The 15,382-nt window shown below is 44.4% G+C and carries 14 protein-coding genes; 9 read left to right on the top strand and 5 right to left on the bottom strand.

Features of this window, described 5'->3' with window-relative positions:
* The first annotated feature begins 26 nt into the window (after positions 1–26).
* The 5 genes from DN752_RS07300 (at position 27) to DN752_RS07280 (ending at position 6,890) form a co-directional block, all read left to right on the top strand.
* Complete coding sequence (locus tag DN752_RS07300) at positions 27–1,439, top strand: Gfo/Idh/MocA family protein (RefSeq protein WP_112783339.1); 1,413 nt, start codon at positions 27–29, stop codon at positions 1,437–1,439.
* 153 nt (positions 1,440–1,592) lie between these two features.
* Positions 1,593–3,122, top strand: coding sequence for a glutamine-hydrolyzing GMP synthase (guaA, locus tag DN752_RS07295; RefSeq protein WP_112783338.1), 1,530 nt, complete (start codon positions 1,593–1,595; stop codon positions 3,120–3,122).
* A gap of 221 nt (positions 3,123–3,343) precedes the next feature.
* Positions 3,344–5,017: an ABC transporter substrate-binding protein gene (locus DN752_RS07290; RefSeq protein ID WP_112783337.1), complete on the top strand. Its 1,674-nt coding sequence runs from the start codon at positions 3,344–3,346 to the stop codon at positions 5,015–5,017.
* A gap of 9 nt (positions 5,018–5,026) precedes the next feature.
* Positions 5,027–6,316: a glutamate-1-semialdehyde 2,1-aminomutase gene (gene hemL / locus DN752_RS07285; RefSeq protein ID WP_112783336.1), complete on the top strand. Its 1,290-nt coding sequence runs from the start codon at positions 5,027–5,029 to the stop codon at positions 6,314–6,316.
* A 217-nt stretch (positions 6,317–6,533) separates the two neighbouring features.
* A complete protein-coding gene (locus DN752_RS07280) occupies positions 6,534–6,890 on the top strand; it encodes a Spx/MgsR family RNA polymerase-binding regulatory protein (RefSeq protein ID WP_112783335.1) in 357 nt (118 codons plus the stop codon).
* Positions 6,891–6,962: 72 nt separating this feature from the next.
* Here DN752_RS07280 and DN752_RS07275 read toward each other — a convergent pair whose 3' ends face one another.
* Both DN752_RS07275 and DN752_RS07270 read right to left on the bottom strand, forming a co-directional pair.
* A complete protein-coding gene (locus DN752_RS07275; RefSeq protein WP_112783334.1) occupies positions 6,963–7,448 on the bottom strand; it encodes a copper resistance protein NlpE in 486 nt (161 codons plus the stop codon).
* A gap of 7 nt (positions 7,449–7,455) precedes the next feature.
* A complete protein-coding gene (locus DN752_RS07270) occupies positions 7,456–8,412 on the bottom strand; it encodes an NAD-dependent epimerase/dehydratase family protein (RefSeq protein ID WP_112783333.1) in 957 nt (318 codons plus the stop codon).
* A gap of 260 nt (positions 8,413–8,672) precedes the next feature.
* Here DN752_RS07270 and kbl point away from each other — a divergent pair, with 260 nt between their 5' ends.
* Positions 8,673–9,866: a glycine C-acetyltransferase gene (kbl, locus tag DN752_RS07265; RefSeq protein ID WP_112783332.1), complete on the top strand. Its 1,194-nt coding sequence runs from the start codon at positions 8,673–8,675 to the stop codon at positions 9,864–9,866.
* A 90-nt stretch (positions 9,867–9,956) separates the two neighbouring features.
* On the opposite strand, the gene cdaA is transcribed toward kbl, so the two are convergent.
* Both cdaA and folP read right to left on the bottom strand, forming a co-directional pair.
* Positions 9,957–10,823, bottom strand: coding sequence for a diadenylate cyclase CdaA (cdaA, locus tag DN752_RS07260; RefSeq protein ID WP_112783331.1), 867 nt, complete (start codon positions 10,821–10,823; stop codon positions 9,957–9,959).
* Positions 10,820–11,704 carry a dihydropteroate synthase gene (gene folP, locus DN752_RS07255; protein ID WP_112783330.1) on the bottom strand — a complete coding sequence of 295 codons (885 nt, stop codon included), beginning with the start codon at positions 11,702–11,704 and terminating at the stop codon, positions 10,820–10,822. Before folP ends, cdaA begins: the two co-directional genes overlap by 4 nt.
* A 17-nt stretch (positions 11,705–11,721) precedes the next feature.
* On the opposite strand from folP, the gene DN752_RS07250 reads away from it, so the two are divergent.
* Genes DN752_RS07250 through DN752_RS07240 form a run of 3 tightly spaced genes read left to right on the top strand, consistent with a single transcriptional unit; the run spans position 11,722 to position 13,887 of the window.
* The gene (locus DN752_RS07250) at positions 11,722–12,273 is read left to right on the top strand and encodes a DUF1599 domain-containing protein (protein ID WP_112783329.1); all 552 of its coding nucleotides are present in this window, start codon (positions 11,722–11,724) and stop codon (positions 12,271–12,273) included.
* A complete protein-coding gene (locus DN752_RS07245; protein ID WP_112783328.1) occupies positions 12,266–13,357 on the top strand; it encodes a BT_3928 family protein in 1,092 nt (363 codons plus the stop codon). Before DN752_RS07250 ends, DN752_RS07245 begins: the two co-directional genes overlap by 8 nt.
* Positions 13,357–13,887 carry a shikimate kinase gene (locus DN752_RS07240; RefSeq protein WP_112783327.1) on the top strand — a complete coding sequence of 177 codons (531 nt, stop codon included), beginning with the start codon at positions 13,357–13,359 and terminating at the stop codon, positions 13,885–13,887. Before DN752_RS07245 ends, DN752_RS07240 begins: the two co-directional genes overlap by 1 nt.
* On the opposite strand, the gene DN752_RS07235 is transcribed toward DN752_RS07240, so the two are convergent.
* On the bottom strand, positions 13,877–15,376 hold the full coding sequence (locus DN752_RS07235) for an OmpP1/FadL family transporter (RefSeq protein ID WP_245949483.1): 1,500 nt from the start codon (positions 15,374–15,376) through the stop codon (positions 13,877–13,879). The genes DN752_RS07240 and DN752_RS07235 overlap by 11 nt on opposite strands.
* Between the last annotated feature and the right edge of the window lie 6 nt (positions 15,377–15,382).

Raw genomic sequence — 15,382 nt, 5'->3', positions numbered from 1 at the left:
TTACACTAACCAAAAAAGTCATTATTATGAGCAATAATAGAAGAGATTTTCTTAAGCTATCCGGGCTTGCAGGTATGGGGTTGGTAGGAGCTGGCATGAGCGGGTTTACCCAGCCACAGTTGGACGAAGTGTTGAGACAGAGCAAAAGAAAGAATAACCAGCGGTTCAATATGTCGGGCTACGGTGCCCCAAAACTGGACACGGTACGAGCAGGTTTTATTGGCCTGGGAATGCGTGGCCCTGGTCATGTGGAGCGGATGAGTAAAATAAAAGGCGTAGAGATCAAGGCCATTTGTGACTTGGTGCCGGAGAAAGTGGACAAGGTAAAGGAAATGCTGAAGGATTCTCCTCATGACCCTGACACCTATTCTGGTTCTGCCTATGCTTGGAAGAAGATGGTAGACCGTGATGACCTGGACATTGTTTTTATCCTCACCCCTTGGGAATGGCACGTGCCGATGGCCGTGTATGCGATGGAATCAGACAAGCACGTGGCTATCGAGGTGCCTGCTGCCAAGACGCTAGAGGAGTGCTGGGAGCTGGTGGAGACCTCCGAACGTACCAAAAAGCACTGCATGATGATGGAGAATTGCTGCTACGATTTCTTCGAAATGATGACGCTCAATATGGCCAGAGATGGCTTCTTTGGAGATGTGATCCACGGAGAAGGTGCTTATCTGCACGATCTGCTGGGGCTGAACTTCAAGAAAGACGGCGGTTACGAAGACATGTGGAGGCTTAAGGAAAATGCCTACAGAAACGGCAACCTTTATGCGACACACGGCTTAGGCCCAATTTGCCAAATCATGGACATCAACAGGGGCGATCAAATGGATTACCTGACCTCACTGTCCAGTAATGACTTCATGATGCAGCAACACGCCCAAGAACTGGCAGAGGAGGATGATTTCTTTGCTTCTTATGCCAATATGCAATTCCGTGGTAACATGAACACTACCATGGTGAAAACCAAAAAAGGCAAGTCTATCATGATCCAGCACGATGTGACTTCCCCAAGGCCTTACTCAAGGATCCACTTGGTGAGCGGTACCAAAGGCATCGCCAGAAAGTGGCCTAAGCAAGGTGTGGCGACGGGTCACCGTTGGTTCTCTGATGAGCAGATGACTGAATTGGAAGAGAAATATACCCCGGAGATCACCAAGAAAGTCGGCGAAATGGCCAAGAAGATCGGTGGACACGGTGGCATGGACTTTATGATGACCTGGAGACTGGTAGATTGCTTGAGGAATGGCTTGCCATTGGATCAGGATGTATATGATGCGGCGCTTTGGAGTGCTTTTTCTCCCTTGTCCGAATGGTCTGTCGCCAATAAGGCTACTTCTATCGATGTACCAGACTTTACCGGAGGTTCTTGGAAAACCAATGCACCGGTGAGTATTACCCTTGAAGGTGGAGGGAACACTGGCGTGAGGATATAAAAAAATAGTTAGGCTTTATATCTTTTAGCTTGCTAAATAGAATTTGGAATATCACCCTGAGAGAAATCACAGGGTGATATTTTTTTTCCAAATAAAATTTCGAAATTTTCAGTTCCGGCTTTTCCGTTAATGGAAGTGTGATTACCTTTGCGCATGGCAGAACAGATACTTATCCTAGACTTTGGATCCCAGTACACACAGCTTATTGCCAGAAGAGTAAGAGAACTCGATGTGTACTGTGAAATCCACCCTTATAATAACATCCCAGAAATCACACCCGACATCAAAGGCGTGATCCTATCGGGCAGCCCCTGCTCGGTGAGGGATGAAGGCTCTCCAGATGTAGACCTTGAGCAGTTCAGAGGTAAATTGCCCCTTTTGGGCGTTTGCTACGGATCCCAATTGCTCGCCCAGAAGTATGGCGGCAATGTGGCGCCTTCCGAAATTAGGGAATACGGCCGGGCCAACCTGAATTTTATCGACAAGCACAATGATTTGTTTCATGAAGTCTCCCATGGCTCCCAAGTGTGGATGTCGCATGGTGATACGATCAAGGACCTTCCGGATGGCTGGGAAGTGATTTCCAGTACCGCTTCTGTAAAGGTGGCGGCATTTAAGGTGCCTGAAGAGCAGACCTTTGGTATCCAGTTTCACCCAGAAGTGACCCATTCCGAAGAGGGCAAAAATGTGCTGAGAAACTTCGTCGTGCAGATTTGTGCATGTAGTCAAGATTGGACTTCGGATGTGTTTATAGATGCCACGATCGATGAGCTGAAGGAGAAGATTGGCAAGGATAAGGTGGTCATGGGACTGTCTGGAGGGGTGGACTCTTCGGTAGCGGCCACCCTGATCCACAGGGCCATCGGGGATAACCTGACCTGTGTGTTTGTGGACAATGGTCTATTGCGGAAGAATGAATATGAAGAAGTCCTTGATTCTTACAAACATCTAGGACTGAATGTGATCGGTGTGGATTCGAAGCAGCGTTTTTATGATGCTTTGTCTGGCAAAAGTGACCCTGAGGAAAAAAGAAAGGCGATCGGAAATACGTTTATCGAAGTGTTTGACGACGAGGCGCATAAGATACAAGGTGTAAAATGGCTCGGCCAGGGGACGATCTATCCAGATGTCATCGAATCCGTTTCTGTGAATGGGCCTTCTGCCACGATCAAGTCCCACCATAATGTGGGGGGATTGCCTGATTTTATGAAACTAAAAGTGGTGGAGCCGCTGAATACCTTGTTTAAGGACGGGGTGAGAGAAGTTGGCCGTGCATTGCAGATTCCTGAGAATATCATTGGAAGGCATCCATTCCCTGGGCCAGGATTGGCGATACGGATTTTGGGAGACGTTACCCCAGATAAGGTGGCCATTCTACAGGAAGTGGATCATATCTTTATCCAAGGACTGAAAGACGACAAACTCTATGATGAGGTTTGGCAAGCGGGAGCGATACTGCTGCCGGTCCAGTCTGTAGGTGTGATGGGTGATGAGCGGACCTATGAGCAAGTGGTGGCGCTGAGAGCAGTGACTTCTGTGGATGGCATGACTGCTGACTGGGTGCACTTGCCCTACGAGTTTTTGGGAAAAATATCCAATGAAATTATCAATAAGGTAAAAGGAGTCAATAGAGTGGTGTATGACATCAGCTCTAAGCCGCCCGCGACCATCGAGTGGGAATAAAGCATAAAGCCTGGTGTAAATCAGGCTTTTTTTGTGTGGTTTTGTATCAAAATCACTTAAATTCGTAATCCGTCTGAGATAGGTATAAAATTTGAGCTTAGCCGTAGGCGGGCATTAGTTGTTTTTGGAGGGTTCACTTCTTCGATCACCCAAGGTAGCATTCAGCTGTTCGGGTGATCATTGGCTAATGTCTTCAGGAATCATCGTAAGTTAATTTACCCATGAAAAAAATAAACATTCTTTTACTGCTTGCCTTGATGTGTATCGGGTCGTTAAAAGCACAGGAGACAGGGACAGGTTACCGTTCGGCAGTGCGGTTGATTGACAGTGGACAGCCTGCTGAGGCCTTGGACCAGCTTCGGCCTTATTTGGACTATACTAATTACGGGAAGCTGTCACTCTACGCTCATTTTCATTTTGCACGAGCGGCCTTCAAAAATAAGCAGTACCAGCTGGCCAAAGCAACATTGGAGCAGCTAGTGACCGATTACAATTGGGAGCAGGAAGACGAAGCATTGTATCTTTTGGGCACGACCGAATTTGCCCTTAACCAGGCTTATGATGGACTGAATGCGATCGGTAAGATCAAAAGGGAGTCGCTGCGTGAAGAGGGGTATAGAGCAAGCTATGACTACCTGAGCAATAATGCTACAGTCAGTCTCTTGGTGGCTCACTATACCTCTTTCAAAGCCAATAAAGGCTATGATCTAGCCCTCAAAGAAAAATTGCTACAGCAATCTTCGCTCACTTCCAATGAAAAAAAGCTGCTATCAGAACTAGAAAGTATGAACTTGGAGGGCCAAGAAGGCACAGGAGGAAGCATGGAAAAGGTGGAGAATGATGTGTTGGATGTAGCCATCATCCTTCCGTTTAATTACCAAGGGGGAAGCGGAGTGAACAATCTAGAAGGAGGGAATTTTGTTTTTGAACTCTACCAAGGTTTGGACATGGCTATCAAGGACGCAGAACGAAGTGGAGCGGCCATTAATGTGAAGACATTTGATACGGAAAGAAATGATGGGGTGGTGAAGAAGATACTTTCGGATCCTTATTTTAGAATGGCTGATGTGATCGTCGGTCCGATCTATCCCGAAGAAACAGCCTTGGTGGCCGATTTTGCCGATAAACACCAGATCCCATTTATCAATCCCCTTTCCAATATCAAGGAGAATTTTGGCGATACCAAGTATGCATACCTCTTTAGGCCATCTACGGAAGTGATAGTGGAGAAGTTGCTGGATTATAGTCGGCGGCATGTGACCGGAAATCGAATTGCCTTGGCGTATAGCGGTTCCTCACGTGATGAGCTAATGGCCAGACAGTTTGCGGCTGAGGCTTCCAAGAGAGGATATAGGGTGGTGTTCAATGAGAAAGTTGGTTCCAATAGTATCAGGGATTTTCTTTCCAATGTAGGGTTGAAACCTGGTGAGACGTCAAGAGCTGACCAGATTGTGATATTTTCCGATGATCCCTATATCGCCTCACCTACCTTGTCCTTAATGGAGTCGCTCAGTACGAGCACACCCGTCTTTGTCTTGGACAGTTGGCTATATTTTAATTTTGCAAACTTTGAGATGCTGGATGGTACGGACTTGAATTATATCGGGAACAATACCGTGAACTTTGGCAAGGAAATAACTGAAGATTTTAGGTTTCGTTTTTTCGAAAAGTACAGTAGTTACCCAGGGGCCAATGCTTATATTGGGTTTGACCTGATGAACTGGGTGGCAGGAACGGTCAATTCCAGAAAGGGATTTGATTTTGGAAAAAACCTCGATCGACAAGGAGAGGTGAAATCCGGTTTGGGTTTTGGATTGGACTTCAGGAATAGTCAGTCCAATCAATACGTGCCAGTGCTAAAGCTTAATGAAGGTAAAATAGAAGAAATCAAATAATTTGTATTAATGGACATCAAGAATAGTAAAGCGCTTTTTTCCAATGCACAGAATTTTATTCCCGGAGGAGTCAATTCTCCTGTAAGGGCTTTTAAGGCCGTGGGAGGAGATCCGTTGTTTATCAAAAGAGCAGAGGGCGCCTATCTGTACGATGAAGATGATAACCGCTACATTGAATTGATCAACAGTTGGGGGCCAATGATCTTGGGGCATAACCATCCGGAGATCAAGGAGGCTGTTATTAAGGCCGTCGAGATGGGGACATCCTTTGGCACCCCTACTGCTAAAGAAGTAGATATTGCTGAAATCATCACCAAGATGGTCCCTTCTGTAGAAAAGGTGAGAATGGTGAATAGTGGCACAGAGGCCACGATGTCAGCTATAAGACTGGCCAGAGGGTATACTGGACGAGATAAGTTCATTAAGTTTTCGGGGAATTATCATGGTCATGGAGATTCATTTTTGATAGCAGCGGGTTCAGGGGCTATTACCATGGGTGAGCCCAATTCGCCCGGAGTGACCACAGGAACTGCTAAAGACACCCTTCTGGCTCCTTACAATGACCTTGTAGCCGTGAAGGAGCTGGTAGATGCCAACAAAGACGAAATAGCGGCCATTATCCTAGAACCAGTACCCGGAAATATGGGGTTGGTATTGCCCGAGGAGGGTTTTCTGGAAGGATTAAGAAAGTTGTGTGATGAAGAAGGGATCGTGTTGATTTTTGATGAGGTGATGACTGGCTTCCGACTAGCGCAAGGGGGCGCCCAAGAGGTCTTCGGTGTCACGCCGGACTTGACCACAATGGGAAAAATCATTGGCGGTGGTATGCCCGTGGGGGCTTATGGTGGAAAAAAAGAAATCATGGACTATGTCTCTCCTGTAGGACCGGTGTACCAAGCAGGAACATTGTCAGGTAATCCTGTGGCCATGGCAGCTGGAATGGCTATGTTAAATTACCTTTACAAGCACCCTGAAATCTATGATGGATTGGAAAAAACCGGTGGGAAATTGGTTGCAGGTGTAAGAGCTACTTTACAAAAGATGGGGCTGGACTATTCGACGACACATCTTGGGAGTATGTACAGTCTGTTTTTTACCTCTGAGAAAGTAACTGATTTCGAAACCGCAATGTCTTCAGATACAGCCCTGTTTGGTAAGTATTTCCAAGCCATGCTAAAACGAGGGGTTTATCTTCCTCCATCGCAGTTCGAAAGCCTCTTTTTGAGTACGGCGTTGACCGAAGAACATATTGCCCAGATCATTGATGCCAATGAGGGCGCATTAAAAGAAATTTTGTAAAATATAAAAGGCTGCTCTTACGGGCGGCCTTTTATATTAGGGGCAAGGGAGTAAGGTGAACAAATCACAATGCCCAGGATGTGACTGGCAATTGGGTAGTCCAGATAGTAAATGGAGAAAGTTTCGGAAGGAATCCGGGGGAGATTTTTTCCTGATTATTGGCTAGCAATCGCCAGAAAAATTAGCTTTGTTGGCAAATCAACAGATTCAAAATAATATGGGAACAACGCTCAGTGTCTATGGTATCAAAAACTGCGATACCATGAAAAAGACCTTCAACCTGCTGGAGGAAGAAGGCATTGCCTACCATTTTGTGGACTATAAGAAAACGCCTCCTACACAATCACTTTTGGAGAGCTTCTTGGAAAAAGTGCCTTTGGACAAATTGGTGAACAAAAGAGGGACTACTTATAGAAAGCTGTCGGATGATGAGAAAATAAAAATGGATGAAGAGGCTACCGCTCTACCGATATTGGTGGAGAATAGTAGCATGATCAAAAGGCCAGTAATGGTGTATCCAGATGGAGAGGTGGTTTTAGGATTTCAGAAAGAGATCATTTTGGACAAAAAATAAGCCTGATTTATTCAGGCTTATTTTTTGTCCAATGGGCCCACTGAGGCTGATTGCGATACGTGTAGCCAACCATTACTTTATGGTCAATGAATAATCCAGGTCGGTTGCTATTTTATTTTTGTTTTTGTCCAGCAGAGTGAATTTTTTGGCGTCACGTTCCTGAAGAAAATGTTTGGTAGGATTACCTTGATCGTCCAGCAAAGTGATAACCATGGCTCCTGGATTTCCATCCGTTCCATAAGTGACTTCGTAAAGCCCTGCCGACTCGAATGAGCGATCTCCATCAGGAGTGCCGAGGTACACTTCAGTGAGTTTGTATTCTCTGGCTTCTTTTTCAGGACGGTTTTCCAGCTGCAAGGTAGTCTTGATCCCACTACAGTCAGCACAAGGCACAGTGCCTTCGTAGGTGAACCATGTAGAGCTTCCTTTTTGAAGAACTTTATCTGCTGGTGATGCAGCGCTTTCTGATACCACGTTCTCGTTGGTGGTTTCTTGGGCAGGCTCATCACAGCTCATCGCAGTTCCCAATAAAAAAAAGTAGGGCAGTAGCTTTTTCATTTATACTTTATTTTAGGTTTACCAAATAAGCCGGTAAGTTAGCCAAAATATCTTTAGTCATTTCTTCCAATCCAAAGGAATGTTGCCAGCCCCAGTCATTATGGGCAGCACTGTCATCAATACTGTCAGGCCATGTGTCCGCAATTTGTTGCCTAAAATCAGGACTATAGGAGATGGTAAAGTCCGGGTAGTGTTGTTTGACACATTCATAGATGTCCTTAGGAGAAAAGCTAATTCCTCCGAGGTTGTAACTAGAGCGTATGCTGATTTGGTCTGCTGGTGCATGCATGAGGTCAAGGGTGGCCTTGATAGCATCGTCCATATACATCATGGGCAGGTAAGTGTCTTCTTTCAGAAAACACTCAAAGTGCTCGCCATAGATGGCTTTATGGAAGATGTCCACTGCGTAATCGGTTGTGCCACCACCAGGCATGGACTTATAGCCAATAAGGCCCGGGTAACGTAAGCTCCTGACGTCTACGCCATATTTTTCAAAATAGTAAGCACACCATCTTTCTCCGGCTTGTTTGGAGATGCCGTAAACGGTGTTTGGGTCCATAATGCAGTCTTGAGGAGTGTTCTGCATCGGTGTATTCGGGCCAAAAACAGCAATCGATGATGGCCAGTAAATCTTGTTGAGCTTTTCCTCTTTGGCTATTTCCAGAATGGATAGGAGGCTTTCCATGTTCAGGTCCCAGGCAAAAAGCGGATTCTTCTCACTGGTGGCCGAAAGGATGGCTGCCAAATGGTAGATTTGTGTTACTTTTTCGGTTTTGACAATATCTGCTATCCTGCCTTTGTCCATAACGTCCAGTGGCATAAAGCGGCAATAGTCAAATTTATAGGAAGAGGCTTCATTGATGTCTGTGGCAATGATGCGATCACCTCCATACATGTTGGCAAGTGCCAAAGTCAGTTCGGAGCCTAGTTGTCCTGCGGCTCCAGTGATAAGAATTGTTTCCATAATCTCTATAAGCCTTGTCCTTGTGGAGACAAGGGCTTTTTTATGTTTAGGGTTTATATTGCTTCGGAATAGACGTTAACCTTTCTTCTGTGGCCAGAAACTGATTTTTACGTATTCTAGGCTCTCTTTACGTGGCTTAAAGTACAGTCCGATCTTACGTAAAATTAATAAATTCAATTTTACCGATTGTAAATATTTTAAACTACTTTTATATGAAAGTTTTTCAGTTACAATAATACAAAATTAAATCCAAATATATCATGTACGAAAGTTTAAAACCAAAGTTGGAAAAGGAATTGAAAGAAATAAGTGATGCGGGTTTATATAAAACTGAGCGTGTCATAACTTCCCCCCAAGCTGCAGAAATTACCACCGAGGGAGGGAAAAAGGTCTTGAATTTTTGCGCCAATAACTACCTGGGGCTGTCCAGTCATCCCAAGGTAATTGATGCAGCCAAGAAGGCGATAGATACACACGGCTACGGAATGTCGTCGGTTAGGTTTATATGTGGGACCCAAGATATCCATAAGGAGTTGGAAAAGAAGATTAGCGAATTTTTGGGCACAGAAGATACGATCCTTTACGCGGCAGCTTTTGATGCCAACGGAGGTGTTTTTGAGCCTATATTGGGGGCTGAAGATGCGATTATCTCTGATGCCCTAAACCACGCTTCTATCATTGACGGCGTGCGCCTTTGCAAAGCAATGAGGTTCCGCTACAAGCACAATGATATGGAGGACTTGGAAGCTCAGCTGAAAGACGCCAATGAAAAAGGGGCCAAGCAAAAAATCATTGTAACGGATGGGGCTTTTTCCATGGATGGTACCATCGCCCAAATGGATAAAATTGTAGAATTAGCAGAGAAGTATGGTGCTTTGGTGATGTCCGATGAATGTCATTCGACAGGGTTTATCGGAAAGACTGGCCGCGGTGTACACGAGTTGAAAGGCGTGATGGGCAAAATGGATATTATTACCGGTACCTTAGGAAAAGCACTTGGAGGTGCCTCAGGAGGGTTCACCTCCGGAAGAAAGGAAATTATAGATATTCTGCGTCAGCGTTCACGACCATATCTTTTCTCCAATACCCTTGCTCCTGCCATTACAGGTGCCTCTATTGCAGTTTTTGATCTATTATCAGAAACCACCGAACTTCGGGATAAGCTAGAGGAGAATACCACTTATTTCAGGGAGAAAATGACCGAAGCCGGATTTGACATTAAGCCCGGTGTCCACCCGATCGTTCCGATCATGCTATATGATGCAGTGCTGTCCCAGCAAATGGCAGAGAAGCTACTTGAGCGAGGGGTGTATGTTATAGGTTTTTACTTTCCTGTGGTGCCAAAAGGCCAGGCAAGGATCCGTGTGCAGATTTCTGCTGCCCACGATAGGGAGCACTTGGATGCTGCCATTGATGCCTTTACTGAAGTAGGCAAGGAATTAGGTGTGATCTGAAGAGGGCATTAGCAAGTTTTTAATGGCTTTAGTGCCTGTGGGATCATCCGTACCATGGTTCGGTGTCATGGTACGGATGATAGTTTCGCCTTACGCTTCAGCTGGTCGTTGTTTGAATTTTTTGTTTTCGAAGGAATTGATCAGTTCAAATTTTTCATCAATATCCACTCCTGTAAGGTAATTATTAAGCATTTCACGTACCTCTTGGAAGGAGAGGTTGTGGAGGATGTTGCCATTTTTGGCCATGGATACCTGGCCGGTTTCTTCCGATACGATCAATACCAGCGTGTCGGTGGCCTCGGACATGCCTATTGCGGCACGGTGGCGCAGACCAAATTTGGCAGGCACTTCCTTTTCGGTCACGGGTAAGATGCATCGTGCTGCTTTTACCTTACCATTGTATAAGATGACTGCCCCGTCGTGGAGTGGACTGTACTTGTTGAAGATGCTGATGAGAAGCCTTTTGGAAACAATGGCATCTATGAGGTCTCCGCTTTCAGCGTAAAATTTTAGTTCGGTATTTCTGGAAATAACCATAAGCGCTCCCGTGCTGGTTCCGGAGAGGGATTTACAGGCTTCGATAATCGGTGTGATATTGAAGGCGTTGGTTTCCTTTTTTCTCCAAAAAAGGAGCTCTTGAAGGACGTTTTCATTGGATAGGATAGAACTTCTGCCGATAATCAAAAGGAACTTTCGGATTTCAGGAGCAAAGAGAATGATCGCCGCAATAACACCTACTCCCATAAACTGGCCCAATATGCTGGAAAGCAGCTCCATTCTGGCAGCATTGACCACCAAGTAGACCAAGTAAATGGACAAGAACCCTAGAAAGATTTTTATGGCCACACTGCCACGCATCAATTTATAGACCTGATAAATCAGGATGCTCACCAAGGTGATATCTATAATATTGACGATGGAAATGTCTAAAAATCCTATTTTGAAAAGTAGATTCAAGGGTAAAGTTGTTTATATAATTTTATGGTTTCACTAGCTTCTTTTACGTCGTGTACTCTTAATATTTTTGCTCCATTAAGGAGTGCGGCCATATTGAGGGCCGTTGTCCCGTTGAGTGCCTCCTCGGGCGATACGCCCAAAGTTTTGTAAATCATAGATTTTCTGGAGACACCAGCTAATATAGGGCTTTTTATAGTCTTAAAATAAGATAAATTTTTAAGAATCCTATAATTTTGCGCTAAAGTTTTAGCAAAGCCAAATCCTGGGTCTATTATTACATCTTTAATGCCAGCTTTATGACATTGGTTCAATTTTTCGTTAAAAAAAAATAAAATTTCTCTTTCTATGTCATTATACTCAGTTTGGGCCTGCATGGTTTCAGGGTTTCCCCTCATGTGCATACAGATATAAGGGATATTGAGCTTTCCGACAGTAGGGATCATGGCACTGTCCAGTTCTCCACCTGAAATATCATTGATGATGTCAGCACCTTCTGCAAATGCCTCCTTGGCTACTTCGTGTCTGAACGTGTCGATAGAAAGCAAGGTGTCAGGGAAGTGCTTTTTTAGTCGTTTTACTGCTGGAATGATGCGTTGTATTTCATCTTCGGTGCTTACATTGGCAGCACCTGGTCGGCTGCTGTATCCTCCTAGGTCAAGTATGGCCGCTCCTTCTCGGATCATGTTTTCGGCTTGATCGATAAGTAGGGAGCCATTGTCCGTAACTCTGCTGGCGGCAAAAAATGAATCAGGAGTCACGTTGAGAATGCCCATTACGCAGGGATCATCCAATTGAATGAGCTTTCCTTTTACTTGGAGTGTTATTTTTGGGGGAAATAATTTATCTTCGGTTTCTGAAGAGGAGTTCGGAGTATCTTTCATTAAAATCAATCATTGCTTTGAAAACGCAAACTGTTAGCGAATATAATCAAGTTATTGCCCTTTGTAAAGAACTTTTTAAGAAGAAAACCGTCGATTATGGGACGGCTTGGAGAGTGTTGCGCTTACCGTCCATTACGGATCAGATTTTTATCAAGGCCCAGCGTATTCGTTCTATCCAAGATAAAGGCACTCAGCGGGTACAGGATCCAGTGCAGGATGAATTTATAGGCATTATCAATTATTGCCTGATCGCCCTGATCCAACTGGATTTGAAAAATGATGAGCGGTTGGAATTGGGGTATGAGGAGTTGGAGCCGCTGTATGACAAGTGGGTGGACGCTACCAGAGGACTGCTGGAAAATAAGAACCATGACTATGGAGAAGCTTGGCGTGATATGCGAGTGTCCTCTATGACGGATATCATTTTGATGAAACTGTACCGTGTAAAACAAATAGAGGACAACAGTGGTAAAACCCTTGCTTCAGAAGGGGTAGATGCCAATTATCAGGACATGATCAATTATGCCATATTTTGTCTCATTAAGTTAAACGAACAAGAGCATGCTTAAAAAAATCTTATTGACCCTGTTCAGACTTTTGGTTGGGGGGCTTTTTATTTTTTCAGGACTGATCAAAGTAAACGATCCGGTGGGAACTTCCATCAAGCTTGAAGAATACTTTGAAGTGTTTTCGAATGATATTGCCTCGTTCTTTGAGGTGTTTAAACCATTTTCGCTAGAGCTATCCGTTTTTCTGATCGTCCTTGAAGTGGTTTTGGGCATTATGTTGCTTTTAAATTACAAGAAGAACCTTACCGTAAGCCTATTATTGGTACTGATCCTCTTTTTTACGTTTTTGACTTTTTATTCGGCCTATTTTAACAAGGTGACCGATTGTGGTTGTTTTGGTGATGCCATTAAGCTCACTCCTTGGCAGAGCTTTTACAAGGATATTGTCTTGGTAATAATGATCGGCGTGTTGTTTGTTTTGCGAAAAGACTTACCAAACAATACCTCAAAATTCACCTCCATTTTGGTAGGGGGAAGTGCGTTGGCATGTCTTGTTCTCTCGGTTTTGGCCATTCGCAATTTGCCTTTTATTGATTTTAGAGCGTATAAGGAAGGTGTTAATATCCCAGACGCCATGCAGCCATCCGGTGCATTGGAGTACCGCTATGTTATGAAAAAGAACGGCGAAGAGGTGGTCTTGGATGAGTATCCTTCCGATGAGAGTTATGAGTTTGTGGACATGCAGCTGAAGAACCCCGATGCACTGCCGAAGATAGCTGATTTTGGTATATGGAATGACGAAGGGGACTTTACCGAGGGGATTTTGGAAGGGAACAAATTGCTGATTTTGATCAGCAGTTATGATAAGATGGATGCGGATAAGCTAGGCAACTTGGATGTCATCATGGATGTCGAAGGGGTCGAAACGGTGATTGTCACTGCGATGGCTGCAGAGGAAATAGAGCAGGTCATCGCTGGTCGAGACTGGGATGTGCCTTATTATTTTGGTGATGCCACAGTGCTCAAGACCATCATCCGCTCTAACCCGGGGGTAGTGCTGCTAAAAGACGGCACCGTGCTGAAGAAATATCATATTAACAATGCTCCCGGTATAGAGGAGGTAAAAAATAGTTACCGTCAATAATGGATAATTCCGCAAAGATCGTTTTGGTAGGGATGCCCGGGAGTGGAAAATCCACGTTGGGCAAAGCCGCCGCAAGGCAGTTGGGTTTTGATTTTTATGACCTGGATGAAGAGATCGTAAAGGAGGAAGGTAGGAGTATTCCCGAGATTTTTATGGATGAAGGGGAGGGCTATTTCCGGCGCTTGGAAACCAAGGTGATCCAAAAACTCCTGAGTAAGGATTCTTCGTTTCTGCTTTCGACAGGCGGTGGCGCCCCCTGTTTCAATGAAAACATGGAACTGATCAACCAGCACGGAATTTCTGTATTCCTGAATGTGGGCATTGGGCAGCTGCTTTTACGACTGACGAAGAATGAGGCGGATAAGCGACCAATGTTTAGGGGGATGGATACTGCGGAGATCAGGCTAAAGCTACAGGACCTTTTGGCGGACAGGGAAATGTATTATGAGCAGGCAAAAATAATGCTCAGCGGAGATGATATTTCCACTGAGCATTTGGTATCGGAATTGATGAGTTTTTTTAGAAGTTAAACCCTAGGGTGAGGAGACCTTGAGTGTTTGAGTTGTCGATAGTGGTCAGTTCAGCACCTGGGTAGGATGTGTAGTATGAGTCAAATTGACTATGCACGATGCCCAAATCCACATACATTTTTGCCAGTTTCACGCCTACTCCTCCGGTATATTGGGTTCTGGAGCGGTCCAATTCCGAATCTTTATATGGGTCGCCGTATAAAGCTGTACCAGCTCTTAGTCTGAACATATTGATGCGCCATTCACCACCAATGCGGTAGTTTAAGACATTGCCCATTGTATTGTCTATGTCTTCATTGGCAGCATTCAATCTATAGTCCGAAGAGGAAAGATTCATTGATGAATAGTTCAGGAAATCCACATCAGCTGTAATAAAACCATTTTTGTTGATAAAGAATGCCATACCACCGCTCAGTTTCATTGGAGTGGTAAGATTGATGGTGGATTCATATATGTTGCTATATGCCTGATCTTCTGATTCTAGATTGCCGTTAAGGTCATAAAATTCAGCTAAAATGTCTGAGTCAAACACCTCTTCATATCGTGCCCATGTAGGTGAACTGAAGGATGCACCGATATTAATTTGGTCGATTGGTTTGTAGATGATACCAAGGTTTAAATTGATACCGGTACCACTGTGGTGCAGGTTTTCTGCTAAGGAATAATACAATGAGTTATTATTGTCTTGATCAGTGAATTGTTCATTGAATATTTTACGTGAGGTGTAATTGATAGAGGTTATTCCCATTGATCCACCGATGAACAGTTTGTTTTTGTAGTTTCCGCCATAGGCAAAAGTGAACTGGCTTAGGTTACCTTCGTTTCTAATTAGCTCATCTTGAAATGGAGCAATAGGATTGTCGTAGTTTGGGGATCCATCCTCATTGGGGTTGTAGGTGTAATCAGAGGGGTAGAAAGAGCCCCCATCACTTACCACTAGTTCTACGTCCAAAGGAAGACCTGCGGGGTCTCCGATAACAGGTTCTCCGTACATATTATAGTCATCAGCATAATAATCAAGTAAAGATGTAGGGCTGCCAATTGCAGAAAAATAGCCAAAGGTATTATTGAAATTGTTAATTCTATTGTAGCTGATGCCAAAGGAATGTCCTCTCCAATCATCTTGGTTGAGAGGATCCTTTACCTTGGCCATTACAATGCTAATATTGGGTAGTGAAAAGTTGCCTTTATTGTCCTCTTGAGGTTGGCCCATAAAGGAGGAGGTGGACTTCCAGTTACCATAAGACGGTGTAAAGCTAAATTCAGATTTTCTGAAAAAACCAAGCCCAGCAGGGTTTCCTGAGATATTGGAAACATCCCCGCCAATGGCAAATTGGCTTCCTCCGATTCCCATTATTCTGGCAGAACCAGTAGCATTATACTGGCTATACCTTAATGCGTCTTCAAGGGTTTGGGCTAATACGGGTGTTATCGAGGAGGTTCCAAGTAGAATACCTATCCCTATAATAGTTGTTTTAATATTTTTCATACTCGC

This window comes from Echinicola strongylocentroti, assembly GCF_003260975.1.
Classification (GTDB): Bacteria; Bacteroidota; Bacteroidia; order Cytophagales; family Cyclobacteriaceae; genus Echinicola; species Echinicola strongylocentroti.
The sequence above is the reverse complement of the archived record's forward strand: the minus strand, read 5'-3'. Positions and strand labels throughout refer to the sequence as shown.

What these genes read in the sequence shown, in the direction of transcription:
- DN752_RS07300 (WP_112783339.1), top strand. Translation starts at nt 27, where the DNA reads ATGAGCAATAATAGAAGAGATTTTCTTAAGCTATCCGGGCTTGCAGGT.
- DN752_RS07240 (WP_112783327.1), top strand. Translation starts at nt 13,357, where the DNA reads ATGGATAATTCCGCAAAGATCGTTTTGGTAGGGATGCCCGGGAGTGGA.
- folP (WP_112783330.1), bottom strand. Translation starts at nt 11,704, where the DNA reads ATGAAAGATACTCCGAACTCCTCTTCAGAAACCGAAGATAAATTATTT.
- guaA (WP_112783338.1), top strand. Translation starts at nt 1,593, where the DNA reads ATGGCAGAACAGATACTTATCCTAGACTTTGGATCCCAGTACACACAG.
- DN752_RS07235 (WP_245949483.1), bottom strand. Translation starts at nt 15,376, where the DNA reads ATGAAAAATATTAAAACAACTATTATAGGGATAGGTATTCTACTTGGA.
- DN752_RS07290 (WP_112783337.1), top strand. Translation starts at nt 3,344, where the DNA reads ATGAAAAAAATAAACATTCTTTTACTGCTTGCCTTGATGTGTATCGGG.
- DN752_RS07270 (WP_112783333.1), bottom strand. Translation starts at nt 8,412, where the DNA reads ATGGAAACAATTCTTATCACTGGAGCCGCAGGACAACTAGGCTCCGAA.
- hemL (WP_112783336.1), top strand. Translation starts at nt 5,027, where the DNA reads ATGGACATCAAGAATAGTAAAGCGCTTTTTTCCAATGCACAGAATTTT.
- DN752_RS07280 (WP_112783335.1), top strand. Translation starts at nt 6,534, where the DNA reads ATGGGAACAACGCTCAGTGTCTATGGTATCAAAAACTGCGATACCATG.
- DN752_RS07245 (WP_112783328.1), top strand. Translation starts at nt 12,266, where the DNA reads ATGCTTAAAAAAATCTTATTGACCCTGTTCAGACTTTTGGTTGGGGGG.
- DN752_RS07275 (WP_112783334.1), bottom strand. Translation starts at nt 7,448, where the DNA reads ATGAAAAAGCTACTGCCCTACTTTTTTTTATTGGGAACTGCGATGAGC.
- kbl (WP_112783332.1), top strand. Translation starts at nt 8,673, where the DNA reads ATGTACGAAAGTTTAAAACCAAAGTTGGAAAAGGAATTGAAAGAAATA.